The 19,707-nt window shown below is 59.9% G+C and carries 16 protein-coding genes; 11 read left to right on the top strand and 5 right to left on the bottom strand.

Features of this window, described 5'->3' with window-relative positions:
- Positions 1-3: 3 nt before the first annotated feature.
- The 5 genes from PMI36_RS19250 (at position 4) to PMI36_RS19230 (ending at position 6,442) form a co-directional block, all read left to right on the top strand.
- On the top strand, positions 4-1,137 hold the full coding sequence (locus PMI36_RS19250) for a mannuronate-specific alginate lyase (RefSeq protein ID WP_008070449.1): 1,134 nt from the start codon (positions 4-6) through the stop codon (positions 1,135-1,137).
- Between the two features lie 205 nt (positions 1,138-1,342).
- A complete protein-coding gene (locus tag PMI36_RS19245; protein ID WP_008070451.1) occupies positions 1,343-2,908 on the top strand; it encodes an MBOAT family O-acyltransferase in 1,566 nt (521 codons plus the stop codon).
- 11 nt (positions 2,909-2,919) lie between these two features.
- Entirely contained in the window at positions 2,920-4,095 is a 1,176-nt protein-coding gene (locus tag PMI36_RS19240) for an alginate O-acetyltransferase (protein WP_008070452.1), read from the top strand.
- Between the two features lie 15 nt (positions 4,096-4,110).
- Positions 4,111-4,776, top strand: coding sequence for an alginate O-acetyltransferase AlgF (locus PMI36_RS19235; RefSeq protein WP_008070454.1), 666 nt, complete (start codon positions 4,111-4,113; stop codon positions 4,774-4,776).
- Positions 4,777-4,990: 214 nt separating this feature from the next.
- Positions 4,991-6,442, top strand: a complete 1,452-nt coding sequence (locus PMI36_RS19230; RefSeq protein WP_008070455.1) for a mannose-1-phosphate guanylyltransferase/mannose-6-phosphate isomerase — start codon at positions 4,991-4,993, stop codon at positions 6,440-6,442.
- A 74-nt stretch (positions 6,443-6,516) separates the two neighbouring features.
- Here PMI36_RS19230 and PMI36_RS0129480 read toward each other — a convergent pair whose 3' ends face one another.
- Positions 6,517-9,270 carry an RHS repeat-associated core domain-containing protein gene (locus PMI36_RS0129480; protein ID WP_081499248.1) on the bottom strand — a complete coding sequence of 918 codons (2,754 nt, stop codon included), beginning with the start codon at positions 9,268-9,270 and terminating at the stop codon, positions 6,517-6,519.
- A 167-nt stretch (positions 9,271-9,437) separates the two neighbouring features.
- On the opposite strand from PMI36_RS0129480, the gene PMI36_RS19225 reads away from it, so the two are divergent.
- The 3 genes from PMI36_RS19225 (at position 9,438) to PMI36_RS19215 (ending at position 11,301) form a co-directional block, all read left to right on the top strand.
- Positions 9,438-9,902 (top strand): hypothetical protein, encoded by a 465-nt coding sequence (locus PMI36_RS19225; protein ID WP_008070465.1) that lies wholly within the window; start codon positions 9,438-9,440, stop codon positions 9,900-9,902.
- A 30-nt stretch (positions 9,903-9,932) separates the two neighbouring features.
- Positions 9,933-10,757, top strand: a complete 825-nt coding sequence (locus tag PMI36_RS19220) for an SDR family oxidoreductase (protein WP_008070467.1) — start codon at positions 9,933-9,935, stop codon at positions 10,755-10,757.
- A gap of 145 nt (positions 10,758-10,902) precedes the next feature.
- The gene (locus PMI36_RS19215) at positions 10,903-11,301 is read left to right on the top strand and encodes a DUF4440 domain-containing protein (protein WP_008070471.1); all 399 of its coding nucleotides are present in this window, start codon (positions 10,903-10,905) and stop codon (positions 11,299-11,301) included.
- Between the two features lie 150 nt (positions 11,302-11,451).
- Here the strand turns inward: PMI36_RS19215 and PMI36_RS19210 are convergent, their stop codons facing one another.
- The 4 genes from PMI36_RS19210 to PMI36_RS19195 all read right to left on the bottom strand — a co-directional run bounded on the left by PMI36_RS19210 (position 11,452) and on the right by PMI36_RS19195 (position 16,382).
- Positions 11,452-12,315, bottom strand: a complete 864-nt coding sequence (locus PMI36_RS19210; protein WP_008070472.1) for an efflux RND transporter periplasmic adaptor subunit — start codon at positions 12,313-12,315, stop codon at positions 11,452-11,454.
- Between the two features lie 25 nt (positions 12,316-12,340).
- On the bottom strand, positions 12,341-12,541 hold the full coding sequence (locus PMI36_RS19205) for a DUF1656 domain-containing protein (RefSeq protein ID WP_007896379.1): 201 nt from the start codon (positions 12,539-12,541) through the stop codon (positions 12,341-12,343).
- Entirely contained in the window at positions 12,531-14,723 is a 2,193-nt protein-coding gene (locus tag PMI36_RS19200) for an FUSC family protein (RefSeq protein ID WP_008070473.1), read from the bottom strand. Before PMI36_RS19200 ends, PMI36_RS19205 begins: the two co-directional genes overlap by 11 nt.
- 147 nt (positions 14,724-14,870) lie before the next feature.
- Positions 14,871-16,382 carry an efflux transporter outer membrane subunit gene (locus PMI36_RS19195; RefSeq protein WP_008070474.1) on the bottom strand — a complete coding sequence of 504 codons (1,512 nt, stop codon included), beginning with the start codon at positions 16,380-16,382 and terminating at the stop codon, positions 14,871-14,873.
- Between the two features lie 283 nt (positions 16,383-16,665).
- Here PMI36_RS19195 and PMI36_RS19190 point away from each other — a divergent pair, with 283 nt between their 5' ends.
- From PMI36_RS19190 to PMI36_RS19180, 3 genes are all read left to right on the top strand, one after another.
- Positions 16,666-17,634 (top strand): LysR family transcriptional regulator, encoded by a 969-nt coding sequence (locus tag PMI36_RS19190; protein WP_008070477.1) that lies wholly within the window; start codon positions 16,666-16,668, stop codon positions 17,632-17,634.
- 337 nt (positions 17,635-17,971) lie between these two features.
- The gene (locus PMI36_RS19185) at positions 17,972-18,220 is read left to right on the top strand and encodes a DUF6124 family protein (protein WP_008070480.1); all 249 of its coding nucleotides are present in this window, start codon (positions 17,972-17,974) and stop codon (positions 18,218-18,220) included.
- Positions 18,221-18,461: 241 nt separating this feature from the next.
- Positions 18,462-19,436, top strand: a complete 975-nt coding sequence (locus PMI36_RS19180) for a 2-hydroxyacid dehydrogenase (protein WP_008070481.1) — start codon at positions 18,462-18,464, stop codon at positions 19,434-19,436.
- Positions 19,437-19,707: the final 271 nt, after the last annotated feature.

The following is a 19,707-nucleotide window of genomic DNA, read 5'->3' on the forward strand; positions in this document are numbered from 1 at the left end:
CTTATGAACTGCATGCAAACCCGAACGCTGAAAAAGATACTCGCGCCCTCCCTGCTGACGCTGGCGATGTTCGCCGGCGCCACCCAGGCTGCCGCGCCACTTCGTCCGCCCCAGGGTTACTTCGCGCCCATTGAAAAAGTCAAAACCGGCGACAAGAGTGAAGGCTGCGACGCGATGCCGACGCCTTACACCGGTGCCCTGCAATTTCGCAGCAAATACGAAGGTTCCGACAAGGCCCGTTCGACCCTGAACGAGGCATCGGAAAAAGCCTTCCGCGACAGCACCGCCGACATCACCAAGATCGAACGCAGCACCAGCAAGCAGGTGATGAAGTTCATGCGTGACGGTCGTCCGGAACAACTGGAATGCACCCTCAATTGGTTGACTGCCTGGGCGAAGGCCGACGCGTTGATGTCCAAGGACTTCAACCACACCGGCAAGTCCATGCGCAAATGGGCCTTGGGCAGCATGGCTTCGTCCTATGTCCGCCTGAAATTCTCTGACTCGCATCCACTGGCTACCCACCAGGAAGAAGCGCAAGTGATTGAAGCCTGGTTCAGCAAAATGGCTGATCAGGTGGTCAGCGATTGGGACAACCTGCCGCTCGAGCAAACCAACAACCACTCGTACTGGGCCGCCTGGTCGGTGATGGCCACGTCGATCGCCACCAACCGCCGCGATCTGTTCGATTGGGCCGTTAAGGAATACAAGGTCGGCGTCAATCAGGTCGATGCCCAAGGCTTCCTGCCCAACGAGCTCAAGCGCCAGCAACGCGCCCTCGCCTATCACAACTACGCCCTGCCGCCACTGGCGATGATCGCCAGTTTCGCTCAGGTCAACGGTGTCGATTTGCGTCAGGAAAACAACGGCGCCTTGAAACGCCTGGGTGATCGCGTGCTTGCAGGCGTGGAAGACCCGGATGAGTTCGAGGAGAAGAACGGTAAAAAGCAGGACATGACCGACCTCAAGGTCGATTCGAAATTCGCCTGGCTCGAACCGTTCTGCTCGCTCTACACCTGCACGCCGGATGTGCTGGCGCAGAAACACAAAATGCAGCCGTTCAAGACCTTCCGCCTCGGCGGGGATTTGACCAAGGTCTACGACCCGGCCAGCGAGAAAGGCAACAAAGGCAGCTGATACATCCCTCCCTGTAGAGCAGGGAACCCTGTGGGAGCGGGCTTGCTCGCGAAAGCGGTCTGACATTCACCATTGATGTCGACTGATACACCGCCTTCGCGAGCAAGCCCGCTCCCACACTGAATGCAATATACCTCCCGGATTTTCGTGGGGGGTTTGGGGGGGCCTTGGCCCTTGACTGTTGGTTAAACATGGAGAGATCGGGATGGTATTTTCATCCAACGTGTTCCTGTTTCTGTTCTTGCCGATCTTTCTCGGCATGTACTACTTGAGCGGAACACGCTATCGCAACTTGCTGCTGCTGATCGCCAGCTACGTGTTCTACGCCTGGTGGCGTGTGGACTTCCTTGCGCTGTTCGCAGCCGTCACGCTGTGGAACTACTGGATCGGCCTGAAGGTTGGTGCGGCAGGCGTTCGGACCAAACCGGCCCAGCGCTGGCTGCTCCTGGGCGTGGGTGTCGACCTGTGCATCCTCGGCTACTTCAAGTACGCCAACTTCGGTGTGGACAGCATCAACGCGATGATGACCTCGGTCGGTCTTTCGCCGTTCATCCTGACCCACGTGCTGTTGCCGATCGGGATCTCGTTCTACATCTTCGAGTCCATCAGCTACATCATCGACGTCTACCGTGGTGATACCCCGGCGACCCGCAACCTGATCGACTTTGCCGCATTCGTGGCGATCTTCCCGCACTTGATCGCCGGCCCAGTGTTGCGTTTCCGCGACCTGGCCGACCAGTTCAACAACCGCACCCACACCCTCGACAAGTTCTCCGAAGGTGCCACGCGGTTCATGCAGGGTTTCATCAAGAAGGTCTTTATCGCCGACACCCTGGCGGTGGTGGCCGACCATTGCTTCGCCTTGCAGAACCCGACCACGGGCGATGCCTGGCTCGGCGCCCTGGCCTACACCGCGCAGCTGTACTTCGACTTCTCCGGCTACAGCGACATGGCAATTGGTCTGGGCTTGATGATGGGTTTCCGCTTCATGGAAAACTTCAAACAGCCGTACATCAGCCAGTCGATCACCGAGTTCTGGCGTCGCTGGCACATCAGCCTGTCGACCTGGTTGCGTGACTATCTGTACATCACCCTCGGCGGTAACCGTAAAGGCACGCTGATGACTTATCGCAACCTGTTCCTGACCATGCTGCTCGGTGGTCTGTGGCACGGCGCGAACATCACCTACATCGTCTGGGGTGCCTGGCACGGCATGTGGCTGGCGATCGAAAAAGCCCTTGGTCTGAACACTTCGCCGCGCAGCATCAACCCGATCCGTTGGGCGCTGACCTTCCTGCTTGTGGTCATGGGCTGGGTGATTTTCCGCGCAGAAAACCTGCACGTCGCCGGTCGCATGTACGGTGCGATGTTCAGCTTCGGCGAATGGTCGTTGTCGGAACTCAACCAGGCCAGCCTCACCGGTCTGCAAGTGGCAACCCTGGTGGTGGCCTACGTCACCCTGGCGTTCTTCGGCATCCGTGATTTCTACACCAACCGGCCACCGGTCAAGACCAAGCCTGCGGTGAACACCGAAACCGACGGCCCTGCCGCGGCTACGCCTGGAATGATCAAAGCCGTACCGGGTGACAACCCGGCCAGCATCCATGAACCGGGTTACACCGTCGGCGTTGAAGCGACTGTGCAACCGGCCTACTGGACCGCTGACTGGTCCCGTTACGTGATGCGCGCCCTGGTACTGCTGCTGTTCATCGCCTCGATTCTCAAACTCTCGGCGCAAAGCTTCTCGCCGTTCCTTTACTTCCAGTTCTGAGGGATCTGACTATGACCCGCTCATTACGCATCTTCTACATCGCCCTGTTCCTGGTGACCTTGCTGGTCCTGGGCGTGTGGTCGGTACGCAGCTTCTTCGGCTTCAGTACCAACGCCGATGCGACCGTGCTCAACGGTCGCTGGAGCAAAGCCGTCGAGACGCACTACGACGACGAGTTCCCGATCAAGCGCCTGGGCACCAACCTTTGGGCCGCGCTGGATTTCAAACTGTTCAACGAAGGTCGTCCGGGCGTGGTGCTCGGTCGCGATCAGTGGCTCTACAGCGATGAAGAGTTCCACCCGATCGTCAACGAAGAGTTGAACCTGCAGGGCAACTACGCGCTGGTCGAAGGCGTGCGCCAGACCTTGAAAAAACAAGGTGTGCAACTGGTGATGGCGATTGTCCCGGCCAAGACGCGTCTGTACCCGGAACACCTGGGTGAAGAGAAGCCGGCAAGTATCCACGCCAATCTGTACCAGGACTTCCACGCTCGTGTGGCGGCCGACAAGATCCTCGCCCCCGACCTGCTAGGCCCGATGCAAAAGGCCAAGCAAGACGGTCAGCAAGTGTTCCTGCGCACCGACACCCACTGGACCCCGGAAGGCGCGCAAGTCGCTGCCCAGACCCTGGCCAAAACCATTGCCGACAAGGCTCCGCTCAGCGGCGAACCGCAAAACTTCGTCACCGAACCTGCGGAGAAGGTGACGCACAAGGGTGACCTGCGTTTGTTCCTGCCGCTGGACCCTCTGTTCGAAAACCTGATGCCGGCGCAAGAGCCTTTGCAGAAGCGCAACACCGTGGCGGCCCAGGATCAGCCTGCCGGTGATGACGCCCTGTTCGCCAACACTGAAGTGCCGGTGGCCCTGATTGGCACCAGCTACAGCGCCAACCCGAACTGGAACTTCGTCGGTGCGCTGAAAGAAGCGTTGCACAGCGACGTGGTCAATTACGCCGAAGACGGCCATGGCCCGATTCTGCCGATGCTCAGCTACCTGAAAAGCGATGCTTTCAAGAACAGCCCGCCACAAGTGCTGATCTGGGAGTTCCCTGAACGATATCTGCCTGTGAATAACGAAATCGGTGACGCCGACCCGCAGTGGGTCGCAGAGCTTAAACAAGCCGGCGCACGCCAACAAAACGTAGCTGCAAACACTAAATCCGAGACGCCCGACCGGGCGCAAAACTGAAAGAGAGGTACTTCCATGACTTTCACTACTACTCCTCGCCGTCTCGCCGCTCGCTCCCTAAAAGCAGTTGCCCTCGTCGCCGGCATGAGCGTGCTGTCGATGCAGGCCTTCGCCGGTGACGCCGCGCTTTACGGCCCGACCGCACCGAAAGGCTCCAGCTTCGTGCGGGTCTACAACGCCGCCAACGCTGAAGTCAGCGCCACTGTTGGCAGCACCAACCTGAGCGAAGTCGCGCCGTTGTCCAGCACCGACTTCAGCTTCATGCCGGGCGGCGATTACAGCGCCAAGGTCGGCAGCCAGACCCTGCCAGTGAAATTGGCCGGCGACCACTATTACACCCTGGTCAACAACGCCAGCGGCGCACCACAACTGATCGAAGAGCCGCCGTTCAAGAACAAGCAGAAATCCCTGGTTCGCGTACAGAACCTCAGCGACAAGGCCCTGACCCTGAAAACTGCCGACGGCAAGACCGAAGTGGTCCCGTCCGTGGCAGCCAAGGGCCGTGGCGAGCGTGAAATCAACCCGGTGAAAGTCAGCCTGGCACTGTACGACGGCGCCACCAAAGTCGGCGACGTGAAACCGGTTGCCCTGGAACGAGGCGAAGCCGCGGTGCTGTACGTCACCGGCAGCGGCAGCAGCCTGTCGCCAGTGTGGGTAAAACGCCCGGTGTCGACGCGCTAATACATTTGCCGGATTGACCCATATCCCTGTGGGAGCGGGCTTGCTCGCGAATACGGTTTCACACTCAACGATGATGTTGGCTGACCCACCGCTTTCGCGAGCAAGCCCGCTCCCACAAGGGACCGAGGTGTCAATTCGGACACGGAACAAGAACAAGAGTGAAACGACAGAACTTTCGTGGCTCTAACCCAATCGATTTTGAAGGAGTAACAACATGATTCCGGTGATCTTGTCAGGTGGTAGCGGCTCACGTCTTTGGCCGCTTTCGCGTAAGCAATTCCCCAAGCAATTCCTCGCCCTGACCGGCGAACACACGCTGTTCCAGCAAACCCTGGAACGCCTGGTGTTCGAAGGCATGGATACCCCGATCGTGGTCTGCAACAAGGAACACCGTTTCATCGTCAACGAGCAGTTGAGCGCCCGCAACCTGGACGTGCAGCGCGTGCTGATGGAACCCTTTGGCCGCAACACGTCGCCGGCCGTAGCCCTGACCGCGATGATGCTGGTCAATGAAGGTCGCGACGAGTTGATGCTGGTGCTGCCGGCCGACCACGTGCTGGAAGACCAGAAAGCCCTGCAACGCGCCCTGGCCCTGGCCACCGTAGCGGCCGAGCGTGGCGAGATGGTGCTGTTCGGCGTGCCGGCGACCAAACCGGAAACCGGTTACGGCTACATCAAGTCCACCAACGATGCGCTGCTGCCGGAAGGTGTCAGCCGTGTCTCGCACTTCGTCGAAAAACCGGACGTGAAACGCGCCACCGAATTCGTCCAGTCCGGTGGTTACTTCTGGAACAGCGGCATGTTCCTGTTCCGCGCCAGCCGTTTCCTCGAAGAGCTGAAAAAGCATGATCCGGACATCTACGACACCTGCGTACTGACGCTGGAACGTAGCGCACAGGATGCCGACACCGTCGACATCGACCCCGCCACCTTCGCCTGCTGCCCGGACAATTCCATCGATTATTCGGTGATGGAAAAAACCCAGCGCGCCTGCGTCGTGCCGCTGACCGCCGGCTGGAGCGATGTCGGTTGCTGGTCGTCGCTGTGGGAAGTCAATGAAAAAGACGCCAACGGTAACGTCACCAAAGGCGACGTGGTCATCCAGGACAGCAAGAACTGCATGATCCACGGCAACGGCAAACTGGTGTCGGTGATCGGCCTGGAAAACATCGTGGTCGTCGAAACCAAGGACGCCATGATGATCGCCCACAAGGACAAGGTCCAAGGCGTGAAACAGATGGTCAACACCCTCAACGCTCAGGGCCGCAGCGAAACCCAGACCCACTGCGAAGTCTATCGTCCGTGGGGCTCCTACGACTCGGTGGACATGGGCGGTCGCTTCCAGGTCAAGCGCATCTCGGTCAAGCCGGGCGCATGCCTGTCGCTGCAGATGCACCACCACCGCGCCGAACACTGGATCGTGGTCAGCGGCACCGCTGAAGTGACCTGCGACGAAAACGTGTTCCTGCTGACTGAAAACCAGTCGACCTACATCCCGATCGCCTCGGTTCACCGTCTGCGCAACCCGGGCAAGATTCCACTCGAGATCATCGAAGTGCAATCGGGCAGCTACCTGGGTGAAGACGATATCGAGCGGTTTGAAGATATCTACGGTCGCTCCAACCCGATCGAGCGTGGCGTGTCGGTGAAAACCATCGCGCAGTGATTGACCGGCAACAATAAGAAGCCTCCGTCCAGCCCGCTGCGTCCCTATCCGCAGTGGGTTGGGCGGGGGCTTTTTTATTTGGATCGGCTTCTTTTGCGCTCGCGCATTGGCGGTGCGGCTGCAGGCGTAGGGGTATTGAATCCCGCTGCCAGCAGGCGCATTGCCAGCGGGCTTGGTGAGTGTGATGACGGCTCCACTGAACCAGCCAAAGGCGATTGGGCAGTCGTCAAGGCTGGCATTGTCGATGACCTGGCAATAACCGTTGGCGGACCTCCAACAGTTGGGGCTCGAACATTGCTCAACTGCCTGTACTGCATTTGTGTCTGGGCTTCCGATACTTCCATAAACCGTCCCATAGCCTGCACCATGGTTCCCACGGCGCTCAGTGCCGGGCGTCGGGAGAACGACGCCAGTTTTCCCGCTCCCTTCAGACCTTTGGCCACGGCATCGCGTCGGTCAGCCAGAACCTGCGGATCCTCGACCGGACTGTTGAAGGTGACCGACATCGGGCCCATGATGCGACCTGTTGTTTGCTCTCCCGCTACAGAGTTCAGCATCCCCGAAATGAGCTCCCCCGAGTGATACAGCACTGCCCCGGAAGGTGGCGCTGTCTGGGTCCTGACGGCGGCAATGACATGGGCTTGATGGGTGTTAGTGAACGCTATGTTTCCGCCTTCACCCAACTGCTCGAGGGCTATCGGAATTTCTCGGCGATAAGCCAAAGTCGATGGGTCCTGGCTGTCCGCAAAATAATTGCGGATGGGTTGCATGCCGGCTGCTTGAAGTGGGTAAACAATGCCCTCCTGGGCAAGATCGTGATAAACCTCGTCCTTTGTTTTTTGATTAGGATGAGGCGCCAGACCATCGACATCCTTGTAGAACAACGGATTGTTACGCATCGCCCGGTATCGATTCGGCCCATCAATGTTTCCTCCAGGATCCGGGTTGATCCATCGTTGCAACCACGCGGCGTAATATCTGTACCCGTAGTAGTCGAGTCCCGTGGCATCCCGCTCCTTGCCCGAGTAGCGAACGGTTTTGTAACTCGCTTCAACGACACCCGCCCCGGCAAACCAAGCCGTTTCGCCAAAGGGATAGTAAGTTTCCTGACTGATAATTCGCGCGTCGTCGGCCAGTTCCAGCGTGCAGGATTTCAGGTGATCGACCAGGCTGTAGCGGTATTGATCGTTGGCGATACCGGACGGTGGCGCTGTTTCCCAATGCAGCACCCGCACGCTATTGAGTCCCGCCTGGGCGGTGATGACCTGCAATACCTCTCCCGTGCCGTTATCGCTGCGCATCTCAAGCCCCGGCAGATATCGCACTTCAGCCACCACGGTCCGGGCATTGGTCTGCAATGAGCGGATTTTGCGTACCCGCTGCCCACCGCCATCGTAGACATAGGACTCCCTGTCATTGAGCCCGGAGACGCGTTCCACCGGGCTGACCGACTGCAACTGATTACGCAGATCCCAAGTCAGGATCCGCCCCTGATCCAGCTCCAGCAAATTGCCCTTGGCGTCGAACGCCGCGGCGATGTCCTCTTCGGTCGGCGGCACACCGTTGCGCCAGGGCAGACAACGATTGCTGTAGCGCGCCGCTTTCAGTTTGCGCCCCGGGCTCTGCGCGCCGACGTGCGTCAGCGTCAGCAGGTTCCCGCCTTCATCATAGCTGTAGGTCTGGCGATAGTTGCTGACCGCCGCCGGATCGACCCGCCCCACCGACGCTGGCCCCTGCTGGAGAGTGCCCTCCTCCCAGCCTTCGGCTTCGATCAATTGATACAGGCTGTCGTAGATAAAGCGACTGATGGGATCGATGCGCTGGTTGTTGAAGTAACGCACCGACAGTGCCCTGTCCTCGATGCTCAGGACATTGCCCATCCGGTCATAATCGTAGATCAGGTGTTGCAACAGTCCGGCACTGGCATGCTGTGCCCGGCGCTCCATCAGCAGACCGTCTTCGGGGCGGTAAACGAGGGTCGTCTGTATGTTGTTACCAGCGGTTTCGTGTTCGACCTGACCCTGCGCGCTGTACCGAATATCGCGCACCAGCGTTTGCCAGGCTGTCAGCCCATGGAGTTGCAGTCGCGCCTCACGCAATTGTCCATCAAGCGTCAGGTGGAAGGCCTGACGATTCTCCTTGGCATCGGTCTGTTCCAGCACATGCCCCTGTGGACCGAAACGCCATGTCGACGACGCACCGTCACCGGGCTCAAGCAGCCGCTCGCGATCGGCTTCCAGCTCCGGCCAGTCGGGGGCAACAGGGTCCAGGGTGAAGTGACGGACTTGCTTCACGCATTGGCCGGTGATCGAAAATGCCTCGAACAGCACCGTCCCGGCGGGATCGTCATGACGGATCAACTGCCCGCATTGATTCTGGTCGCCCTGATCGGACCCGCCATAGGTCATGCGTTCAACGGACCTTCGCGGCTCAGTTGCGCCCTGCTCGAACACTGCCACAGGACGAAGCAGGTCGTCGTATTCAACCTCACGTTGTGTACCCCGGCTGTCCCACGCCAGCAAAATCTCGTCGCCCAGACCGGGCAGGTTCAGCTGCAATCCAGCATCGACGCTGACGGTACACAGCGCATGGCCGGACAGCGAATGCACGGTCGTTGAATTGGCGGGTGTCAGAGGATCTTCATCCTGCAATGCCCAAAGCCGCGGATCCCACTGTTTTATCGGGTGGCCCGCAGCATCATGGGCCGTGCGATTGATGCGTGCTTCGGTGGGCAGGTTTTCGACGGCACGCCAATAGTCCACCGTACGGATGGTCAAGCCGCGCGGGTCGACGGCGGACAATTTTGGTGTTTTGTGGTGCATTCCCATCGTCAAGACCTGCATGCCTGTATGTCCTCATCTAACTGTTCGTGGACATGCCTGGCTACTATCAGAAATGACAGTACCGACCAACGGCCATCGATATTGCTCCACGAATGTCCATTCCCGCGCCCCTTCGGTAGGATGGTGTTTATGAGTTCAAGGAGCGTTCACACATGTTCATCGGCGTCCTGCTGGTCATCACCTGGCTGATCCTGCTGCTGCGCTACCCGTCCAAGGCCGTGCCGGTGTCCATGGCCGCCGCTGTCGGGTTGGGCCTGGTGGCGGTGTGGGTGTTCTGGCTGGACACCCGCGAGGTCAAGCAACTGGCGCGCCTGGAGTTGCGCATCACCTACGCGCCCGAGCACTGCCCGGCGGATCGCCCCTTGAAGCTGACGATGAACAACGGCAACGACGTGCCGCTGACCGAACTGCGCTGGCGAATCGCCGCTTATGCACCGGGCGATACGGTCAATCTGGCTGACAATCAATACGCCGCACCGCGCTATCGCGGGCCCGGCGAATTGCAGGCCGGTGGTAATTGGGAAGACTGTTTGCCTATGCCGCCGTTGCGCCCCGGTTATCGCCCGCAAACCCTGGAGTTTCGCGCCGAGCGTTTGCAGGGTAGTTTCTCCGACTGATCCCTTTTCTTTTTGCACAAGGACCGCGCCATGCCCGTTGCGTTGATTACCGGTTGTTCCAGCGGCATTGGCCGCGCCCTCGCCGACGCTTTCAAAAGTGCCGGGTACGAAGTCTGGGCCAGCGCCCGCAAAGCCGAAGACGTAGCCGCTCTAACCGCCGCCGGGTTCACCGCCGTGCAACTGGACGTGAACGATGGCCCGGCCCTCGAACAACTGAGCGAGCGGATCAATCAGCAACGCGGCGGCCTTGATGTGCTGATCAACAACGCCGGCTATGGCGCCATGGGGCCGTTGCTCGACGGCGGTGTGCCGGCCATGCAGCGGCAATTCGAAACCAACGTGTTTGCGATTGTCGGCGTGACTCGCGCGATGTTCCCGGTGCTGCGTCGCGCCAGGGGCCTGGTGGTGAACATCGGCAGCGTTTCCGGGGTTCTGATCACGCCATTTGCTGGCGCCTACTGCGCCTCGAAAGCCGCGGTGCATGCCTTGAGCGATGCGCTGCGCATGGAATTGGCACCGTTCGGTGTGCGGGTCATGGAAGTTCAGCCAGGGGCCATCGCCTCCAGCTTCGCCAGGAATGCCGGCCAAGAGGCTGAGCAACTGATCACCGAGCAATCGCCATGGTGGCCGCTGCGTGAAGGTATTCGCGCGCGGGCCAAGGCGTCTCAGGACAAACCGACGCCGGCCAGTGAATTTGCCGCCGGTTTATTGAAGGCCGTGCAGCAGAATAAACCCCCGCGTCTGGTGCGTTTGGGTAATGGTAGCCGGGCGTTGCCGTTGATGGCGGGGTTGTTGCCCAAGGGGTTGCTGGAGTCGGGGCTGATGAAGCGGTTTGGCTTGCGCGGGCAACTTTGAGATCGCGGTGCCCCATTCGCGAGCAAGCCCGCTCCCACTAGGTTCTGCTGGGTGGCATAGATAGCATTCACACCAAAGATCACTGTGGGAGCGGGCTTGCCCGCGAAGACGTCAGGACAGACGCTGCAAAATTTCAGGAAACAGCATGACCAACTACACCGAATACTTTGACGAAGTGATCCAGGCTCACATAGCCATTGAACAATGGTTGGCCGAGGAGCGGGACGAATCCGAGCTTGAACAATTGCTCATGCGTTTTTCACCCCGGTTTTCCATGATCTCGCCGTTGGGCCGGGTGCTGGATTTCGAGGCGCTGAAGGAATTGTTTCTGCTGGCGGGCGGGAAAAAACTCGGGTTCAGGATTGAGCTCAGCGAGTTGCGAGGTGTAGCGCTGTACGACGGTGGCGCGGTGGTGAGTTACCGCGAGCAGCAGACCGATGCGACAGGGCTGCATTCTGATCGACGGTCTTCGGTGGTGTTCGAGAAACAGGCCGATGGCAAGGTGGTTTGGCGGCATTTGCATGAGACGTTTTGCAAGGAGTGAACTGTCGCCATCTTCCTGAGAGGCCGAGTTGTCCCATTCGCGAGCAAGCCCGCTCCCACATTTGATCTTCAGTGAACACAAAATATGTGCGCAAAGTAGATCAAGTGTGGGAGCGGGCTTGCTCGCGAAGCAGACGACTCGGCCTGTCAGTTACCCCTCGACAGCCTGTTTCACCACAACGGTGCAAGTAATCCCCGCCGCCAACAGCACACCCTCCGGCACTTCATCAATGTGAATCCGCACCGGCACCCGCTGCGCCAGGCGCACCCAGTTAAAGGTCGGGTTCACATCGGCGATCAGCTCGCGGCTTTCGGGATTATCCCGGTCATAGATGCCGCGAGAAATGCTTTCCACATGCCCCTTGAGCACTTCGCCGCTCATCAATTGCATATCGGCTTTATCGCCCACGCGCACATGCGGCAGTTTGGTTTCTTCGAAGAAGCCATAAACCCAGAACGAATTCATGTCGACCACGGCCATTTTCGCTTCGCCGATGCGCGCGTAGTCGCCGCGATGGACGTTGAGGTTGGTGACGTAGCCGTCCACCGCCGCGCGCACTTCGGTGCGTTTGAGGTTCAGTTCGGCCGCTTCCAGTTGCGCCAGTGCGTGCTGATAATCGGCCAGGGCCGAATCGGCGATGTTGGTGGCGTCGTCGCGGTTTTCCCTGGAGATCACCAGGTTGTCGAGGTCGGCGCGGCGATGGGCGTTGACCTTGCGCATCTCCCACGTGGCTTTGCGCGAGGCCACCAGCGACTGCGCCTGTTTGACAGCAATGCGGTAATGCTCGGGGTCGATGCGCATCAGCAAATCGCCCTTCTTCACTCGCTGATTGTCGCGCACCGGCACGTCCACCACTTCACCGGTAACGTCGGCGGCAACGTTGATGATGTCGGCGCGCACCCGGCCGTCGCGGGTCCAGGGCGTGTTCATGTAATGCACCCACAGGGTTCGGCCGATCCACAGGGCAAGGGCCAACACCAACAGGGTTGCGAGCAGGCTGAAAAGCTTTTTCATCAGGGCCTTCTTCAGTGATAGAAAGTCAACGGTAAACAGTCAGCGCAAGAGCGCCGAACAGACAAGTAAACAGACTCAGGCGCAATAGCGCCGGGTGCCAGAAGAAGCGGTACAGATCGAACCCCGACAGGAACCGATCCAGCGCCCAGGCCAGCGCCGCGGCAATGAAAAACATCAAGGTCATGGTCGGCATGTACACGCCGTGGAAGGCAATTTCACGAGGCATATTCAAGTCCTTGGGGCTTGGTCACGGTGTAAGCCGCAAGTGGCGATTGCGGGTCAAGCAGCGAGGTGCGGATGAAGTGCAGGTAGCTCTTCACCCGGCGCAGAGCGGAAGTGTCGAAGTGCGGCGCGAAGGGCTCATCGGTGGCCTGCACGCGGCTGATCGCGTGGTCGACCGCGACCAGGGCACGCTCCAGATTGCTCGGGCCGGGTTGCAGAAACAGTCGCACCAGCGAACGCCCCATCGCCCGGATTGACTGACGCCACGGCTGGGATTCGGCATAGGCCGGGTGCACCGGCAGAATCGCCTGTTCCTTGCGCAACTCGATGATCGCGTGGCCGACTTCCAGCACCACGAACATCCAGCGCAATAAGTCCCGTTGCACCTGCGGCTGTCCCGCTGCGAGGCCATAGGCTTGATGCAAAAGATCGCGAGTGCGACTTTCGAAACTCGATGCCAAACCTTTGAGTTTGCCGCTGATGGCGTAGACCACTTGCCCGCGCAAATCCTGCTCCAGGCGCCGCCATAACCAGCGACTGTTGGGCGGCAAAATGATCGCCCCGGCCGCCGCACACACCAGCATGCCCATAATCATGGCGATGTAGTCGTTGATGAAGGTGTAAGGGTTGTAAACCGTGAGGTTGTCCGGCACCGAACCGGTGCTGAAGAAGATCAGCAACCCCAGGCCAACCCCGGCGTATTGCGGCCGTGAACTCAGGAACGCCCCGATCACGATCACCGGCGCGAGCATCATGCAGAGCAACGCAAACCCGTCGATCAAGGGGAAGATGAAGAACATCTCGACGAAGCCGATCAGCGCCCCGAGCAACGTCCCGCAGGCCATCTGAAACGCCATCCGTTTGGGGTTCGGTGTCGCCGCTGAAAGGCCGACGGTGGCGGCGGCGATCAGGGTCATGGTCGCCCCGCTCGGCCACGCGGTGGCCACCCAATAACTGCCGAGCACCACGAGAATGAATGCTGCGCGAAGGCCCGATGCCGCCGAAGCCAGCCAGTTGGTTTGCGGGGTGAAGGGCTCGTCCCAACGTTCCCGTTCGTGGCTGTGATCGGCCAGCGATGCGTGGGTCTGTGCATAACTGTGCAGGTCGTCGACATAGCGATAAAGCAGCTCGTAGGCGGTGTGAAAATCCAGCTGCTCGGCGTCGCTCGGATCACTTTCCTGAAAGGTCGCCCGCAGGCTGCGGACCCGCGCCGGCAAGTTGTCCTTATAAGTCGCCAAAGCACTGGCCAGGCGTGCAGCGTCGGGGCTGGTCAAGGCCCGACCGCTGAAGCCGTCGAGCACTTCCGCCAGATCCTGCAAACCCGGTTTGATCGCCGCGACAACATGATCGGTGCCGCTGTTGCGCAGGCGTTCGAGCAACTGATGCAGCGCATTGAAGCGCGTGGTTATGCCCATGAACTCGCTGTTCAAGCGACTGAGCCGCCCGTTGCGCCGACGCATGTGCGGGTCTTCGAACACCGTGACGCTGCGCAGCCCTTCCAGACCTACCGCCTCGGCAATAAATCGCACGTTGTTCGCTTCAAACGCCTCGCGCTGGCTGCGACCGCGCAAGCCATCGGTGACGAACAAGGCAAACACGCCGAAGCGCTGATACAAGGCATTGCGCATCGCGGCGCTGGCGGTTTGCGGCAGGATCGCGGCGCTCACCAGCGTCGAGCAGAGAATCCCCAGGGAGATTTCCAGCACACGCCAGACTGCTGCCATGAACGCGCCGTCGGGATGCGCCAATGCAGGCAGTCCGATCATCGCCGCCGTATAACCGGCGAGCACAAATCCGTAGGCGCGGAAGTTGCGATAACGCGCCGCGCCGGCCGAGCAGAGGCCGACCCAGATCGCCAGCGAGCCGAGGAACAGCTCGGTGTTCTGCGCAAACAGGGCAATCAACGCGACCATCACCGCCGACCCGGCCAACGTGCCGAGGAAGCGATAGAAACTCTTGGCGAAAACCTGGCCGCTTTGCGGTTGCATGACGATGAATACGGTGATCATCGCGGTGCGCGGTTGTGGCAACTCAAGACGCATGGCCAGCCACAGGGTCAGGAACGCCGCGAACAGCACCTTGAAAATGTACACCCAGGTCACGCCGTCGCTGCGTGCCCAGTCGAAGAAACCCCGGCGCCATTCAAGGGAATACAGCCAGCGCAAAGGTGCGGGCAAGGGAGTCATGGGATTTTGCTCAATGGTCTTGGGTTGTGCGGCGAGGACTCGGCCCCTGTGGGAGCGGGCTTGCTCGCGAAGACGGAGTGTCAGTCAATGCGGATTTCGCCTGACACACCGCTTTCGCGAGCAAGCCCGCTCCCACAGGTTGCGTGTTCAATTCGAGAGACTCTTAAGAAGGGCCGGGGTTTTCGGTACATCGGTCTGGCTGTCTTCCGGCACGTCATTGCCTGCCCCGAGTCCACCGCCAAGCGCCGTCACCAGCTCGGCGTGTGCACTCAACCGCGCAGCCTGAACCTGCTGCTGCACTTGTTGCTGCTTGAACAACAAAGTCTGCGCATTGAGCACGTTGAGGTAATCGGTTAGCCCGCGCTGATAGGCGATCATCGCGATGTCGTAGGTCTTCTGCGCCGTGGCCACCGACTCGGCGGCGAAGGCCTGTTGCTTGTCCATCGACTCGCGGCGAATCAGCTGGTCGGAGATGTTCTTCAGCGCATTGACCAGCGTCTGGTTGTACCTGGCCACCGCGATGTCATAACCCGCCGAGGCCTCGCCCAACTCCGCACGCAAGCGGCCGCCGTCGAAGATCGGCAACGAAATCGCCGGACCAACGCTGTAGTTGAGCTTCTTGCCAGTCAAAAACTCCAGCGCACCACCGCCGGTGGCCATGTAGCCGAGACTGCCGACCAGATCGACGTTGGGGTAGAAGCCCGCGTGAGCGACATCGATGCCCCGCGCCTGCGCCGCCACTTGCCAGCGACTGGCAACCACGTCCGGGCGTTGACCGAGCAATTGCGCCGGCAAGGAGGACGGCAGTTTCAATGCCGCGCCCAACGACAGTGTCGGCCGTTGCAACTGCGCGCCCTCCCCCGGTCCCTTACCGGCCAGCGCGGCGAGTTGGTTGCGGCTTAGGGCAATTTCCTCATCCAGGGCATCGATTTGCCGATGGGTTTCCGGCAAGGGTGTTTCGGCCTGGCTGACTTCGAAATGGGTGCCGATGCCGCCGTCCAGACGTTTCTGTGCCAGGTCGAGAATTTGCTGTTGCTGCTTCAAAGTCGCGGCAGCGATGTCCCGTTGCGCATAATGCAACGAGAGCTCGATGTAGGCGCGCACGATGTTGTTCTGCAATTCAAGCTGGGCCTGCCGTGCTTCGGCGGCGCTCATGTGAGCCATGTCCACGGCGCGTTCGGTGGCGTTGCTTTCGCGCCCCCAGAGGTCGAGGGCATAGCTGAAACCCAGCGCGGCGTTGTTGTCCCAAGTGGTGGTGTTGGCCAACTCGCCGGGGCCGTAGAACTGATCGGTGGGCCAGTTGTGGCGCTTGAGGGTGGATTGGCCATTGATCTGCAACGACTCGGCGGACTCGGCAAGGCCGGCCATCGACCGCGCCTGACGCACTCGCGCAGCGGCCATGGCCATGCTCGGGCTGCCTTGCAGGGCGAGGTCGATCCAGCGGTTCAATTGCGGGTCGCCGTAGGCTTGCCACCATTGAGCGGTGGGCCAATGAGCGTCTTGCTCGGCGCTCTGAATGGCATCGTCGGTGGCCAATGAATTGGCCTCCAGTGCCTTGTCTTGCGGGGCAATACCTGCGGTGCCGATGCAGCCGCTGATTGCCAGGGTTAAAGCCAAAACACTGAGCGTCTTGAGCGCTCTGTTGATGCGACGCGGCACTGCTGCGATTTCCTGAGAAAGGGAGGGTCACGAGATCCTTGTGGGAGCGGGCTTGCTCGCGAAAGCGGAGTGTCAGTCAACATCAATGTTGAATATGAAATCGCATTCGCGAGCCCCCTCCCACAATGGCGCAATTCTAGGGGTGGGCCTTGTTGGCGATAAGCCGGGATTCTTGTGAATCTTTGTTACCGTTAACGCGATAATCCCTTGGTCGCGCCTTTAGTCGTCTGTAAAGAATCAGCAACTTCGTGTCACAATTTGCCATTCGCCAAGAGAGCACCCCATGGACACTTTGCAAAACATGCGCGCCTTCAGTTACGTGGCCGAGGCCGGGAGCTTCACCGCCGCCGCCGTGCAACTCGACACCACCACGGCCAACGTCTCGCGCGCGGTCTCCAACCTGGAAGCCCACCTGCAAACCCGCCTGCTCAACCGCACCACCCGCCGCATCGCCCTGACCGAGGCCGGCAAGCGCTATCTATTGCGTTGCGAGCAGATCCTGGCGTACGTCGAAGAAGCCGAAGCCGAAGCCAGCGACGCCCACGCGCGCCCGGCCGGGCAACTCAAGGTGCATACCATGACCGGCATCGGTCAGCACTTCGTGATCGACGCCATCGCCCGCTACCGCAAAACCCACCCGGACGTGACCTTCGACCTGACCATGGCCAACCGCGTGCCGGATCTGCTCGACGAGGGCTACGACGTGTCCATCGTGCTCGCCAGTGAACTGCCCGACTCGGGCTTCGTCTCCCAGCGTTTGGGCATCACCTACAGCATCGTTTGCGCGTCGCCCGCCTATGTAAAAGCCAACGGCTGCGCGCACAAACCCAGCGATTTGCTCAACCACGCCTGCCTGCGCCTGGTGAGCCCGGTCATCCCGCTGGAGAAATGGGCCTTCGACGGGCCTGACGGCCAGGAAATGGTCACCATCAACAGCTCACCGTTTTTGGTGAACTCCGCTGATGCGATGAAGACTGCAATCACCAGCGGCATGGGGGTTGGCGTTTTACCGGTGTACGCGGCGATTGAAGGGCTGCGCAACGGCACGTTGGTGCGGGTGATGCCGAACTATCGTTCACAGGAATTGAATCTGTATGCGATTTATCCATCGCGGCAGTATCTGGATGCGAAGATCAAGACCTGGGTCGAGTACTTGCGCGGGTCGTTGCCGGAGATATTGGCGGCGCATCAGGCGGAATTGGCGGCGTATGAGTTGAGTGGGAGTTTGGGTGGGGCGCGGTTGGCGAATTGAGCTACAGACGGTCCTACAAATCGCCGAGATTCTGGGACGTTTCCGACGCGTTTTGACGGTTGGTGTGTGGGACGGGAGATGGGTAGGCTTTGGGGGTCGCTGACGCATCAGCGATCAGGTCTGGAAAACCTGGATCAATCCTTTACCTCGGCACATGGCATACTGCGGCGCTTTTTTCTGCTCGCAATGTTATGGCGGCTGTGCGCGGGAGACCTTCGGGTCTGCCGGGTTTTGGTTGGGATTGACCGGTTTTTCCAGTCCGCGCACGGCTGCCACCCTTTTGTCTGGAAAACAAAAAGTGGCAGCTCCATTAATCCCAGCATGGAGTAATGCACTTATGTTCAAGCCGACGCCAAATCCCCCTCACATACCCAGCCACTTGTTCCAGGTTACCCCCGACTCCACCACCGAAACCTTATTGGTCTACGCCTGCGAATCCCTCGCCTCGGCCAGCGTCATGGCCAGTGACTTCGCCGGTTTTCTCGAAGGCACTCATCGCAACACCATGCTGGGCATCCAGCAGGTCATCATGCTGGGCGAACTGGCGGTGAATCGAGTACTGGACAACATCGACCCACAAGACTGACCCGTACCAGCAGGAGTCGAGCTTGCTCGCGATGACGGTTCAACATTCAACATTGATACTGGCAGCCCCATCGCAATCGCGAGCAAGCCTCGCTCCATGTAGGAGCTGCCGAAGGCTGCGATCTTTTGATCTTGAAAAAATCCAGATCAAAAGATCGCAGCCTTCGGCCACCGCCTACGCACAACAACGAAAAAGAATGTTAGCGTGCTTGGCATTCTCCAAGCCCGACGAGCCGCCTCCAATGAAAAAAACCGTCCTCGCCTTCAGCCGTATCACCCCACCGATGATCGAACGTCTGCAACAAGACTTCGACGTGATCGTGCCGAACCCGAAAAACGGCGACATCAATGCCCAATTCAATGAAGCCCTGCCCCACGCCCACGGCCTGATCGGCGTCGGCCGCAAACTCGGTCGCGCGCAACTGGAAAACGCCAGCAAACTGGAAGTGGTCTCCAGCGTCTCGGTCGGCTACGACAACTACGACCTCGCCTACTTCAACGAACGCGGGATCATGCTCACCAACACCCCCGACGTCCTCACCGAAAGCACCGCCGACCTGGCCTTCGCCCTGCTTATGAGCAGCGCCCGCCGCGTCGCCGAGCTGGACGCCTGGACCAAGGCCGGTCAATGGCAAGCCACCGTCGGTGCGCCGCTGTTCGGTAGCGATGTGCATGGCAAAACCTTAGGGATTGTCGGCATGGGCAACATCGGCGCGGCCATCGCCCGTCGCGGTCGGCTGGGCTTCAACATGCCGATTATCTACAGCGGCAACAGCCGCAAGACCGAACTGGAACAGGAGCTCGGTGCGCAGTTTCGCAGCCTCGACCAGTTGCTGGCCGAAGCCGATTTCGTCTGCCTGGTGGTGCCGCTCAGCGAAAAAACCAGGCACCTGATCAGCCACCGTGAACTGGCGCTGATGAAACCGAGCGCCATTCTGGTGAACATCGCCCGCGGCCCCGTAGTGGACGAACCGGCGCTGATCGAAGCGCTGCAAAACAACCGGATTCGCGGCGCCGGGCTGGACGTCTACGAGAAAGAACCGCTGGCCGAGTCGCCATTGTTCCAACTGAAAAACGCCGTGACATTGCCGCACATCGGCTCGGCGACCCACGATACCCGTGAAGCCATGGCCAACCGTGCCTTGGCCAACTTGCGCAGTGCCTTGTTGGGTGAGCGGCCGCAAGATCTGGTGAATCCACAAGTGTGGAAAGGCTGACTAAATAAGGGCAGGCGGTTCAAACGCCTGCCCACTCGTTACACAACGTGCAGACGAAAAAACCTGGCGCTATGGACCAATGCCAGTCAGTTAAGGCGCGGAACCTGTGGGAGCGGGCTTGCTCGCGAAAGCGGTGTATCAGGCAACATCAATGTTGATTGTGCCGCCGTCTTCGCGAGCAAGCCCGCTCCCACATGGATTGCGCCTTAACTGACTGACATTGAGCGCTATGGATTCTCCTTACTTACCCGCCCCTGCGGATAATGAGTAT

Origin of the sequence: Pseudomonas sp. GM79 (genome assembly GCF_000282495.1) — a bacterium.
Taxonomy (GTDB): Bacteria; Pseudomonadota; Gammaproteobacteria; order Pseudomonadales; family Pseudomonadaceae; genus Aquipseudomonas.

What these genes read in the sequence shown, in the direction of transcription:
- PMI36_RS19190 (WP_008070477.1), top strand. Translation starts at nt 16,666, where the DNA reads ATGGACACTTTGCAAAACATGCGCGCCTTCAGTTACGTGGCCGAGGCC.
- PMI36_RS19245 (WP_008070451.1), top strand. Translation starts at nt 1,343, where the DNA reads ATGGTATTTTCATCCAACGTGTTCCTGTTTCTGTTCTTGCCGATCTTT.
- PMI36_RS19220 (WP_008070467.1), top strand. Translation starts at nt 9,933, where the DNA reads ATGCCCGTTGCGTTGATTACCGGTTGTTCCAGCGGCATTGGCCGCGCC.
- PMI36_RS0129480 (WP_081499248.1), bottom strand. Translation starts at nt 9,270, where the DNA reads ATGGGAATGCACCACAAAACACCAAAATTGTCCGCCGTCGACCCGCGC.
- PMI36_RS19225 (WP_008070465.1), top strand. Translation starts at nt 9,438, where the DNA reads ATGTTCATCGGCGTCCTGCTGGTCATCACCTGGCTGATCCTGCTGCTG.
- PMI36_RS19180 (WP_008070481.1), top strand. Translation starts at nt 18,462, where the DNA reads ATGAAAAAAACCGTCCTCGCCTTCAGCCGTATCACCCCACCGATGATC.
- PMI36_RS19235 (WP_008070454.1), top strand. Translation starts at nt 4,111, where the DNA reads ATGACTTTCACTACTACTCCTCGCCGTCTCGCCGCTCGCTCCCTAAAA.
- PMI36_RS19215 (WP_008070471.1), top strand. Translation starts at nt 10,903, where the DNA reads ATGACCAACTACACCGAATACTTTGACGAAGTGATCCAGGCTCACATA.
- PMI36_RS19200 (WP_008070473.1), bottom strand. Translation starts at nt 14,723, where the DNA reads ATGACTCCCTTGCCCGCACCTTTGCGCTGGCTGTATTCCCTTGAATGG.
- PMI36_RS19230 (WP_008070455.1), top strand. Translation starts at nt 4,991, where the DNA reads ATGATTCCGGTGATCTTGTCAGGTGGTAGCGGCTCACGTCTTTGGCCG.
- PMI36_RS19250 (WP_008070449.1), top strand. Translation starts at nt 4, where the DNA reads ATGAACTGCATGCAAACCCGAACGCTGAAAAAGATACTCGCGCCCTCC.
- PMI36_RS19240 (WP_008070452.1), top strand. Translation starts at nt 2,920, where the DNA reads ATGACCCGCTCATTACGCATCTTCTACATCGCCCTGTTCCTGGTGACC.
- PMI36_RS19210 (WP_008070472.1), bottom strand. Translation starts at nt 12,315, where the DNA reads ATGAAAAAGCTTTTCAGCCTGCTCGCAACCCTGTTGGTGTTGGCCCTT.
- PMI36_RS19205 (WP_007896379.1), bottom strand. Translation starts at nt 12,541, where the DNA reads ATGCCTCGTGAAATTGCCTTCCACGGCGTGTACATGCCGACCATGACC.
- PMI36_RS19185 (WP_008070480.1), top strand. Translation starts at nt 17,972, where the DNA reads ATGTTCAAGCCGACGCCAAATCCCCCTCACATACCCAGCCACTTGTTC.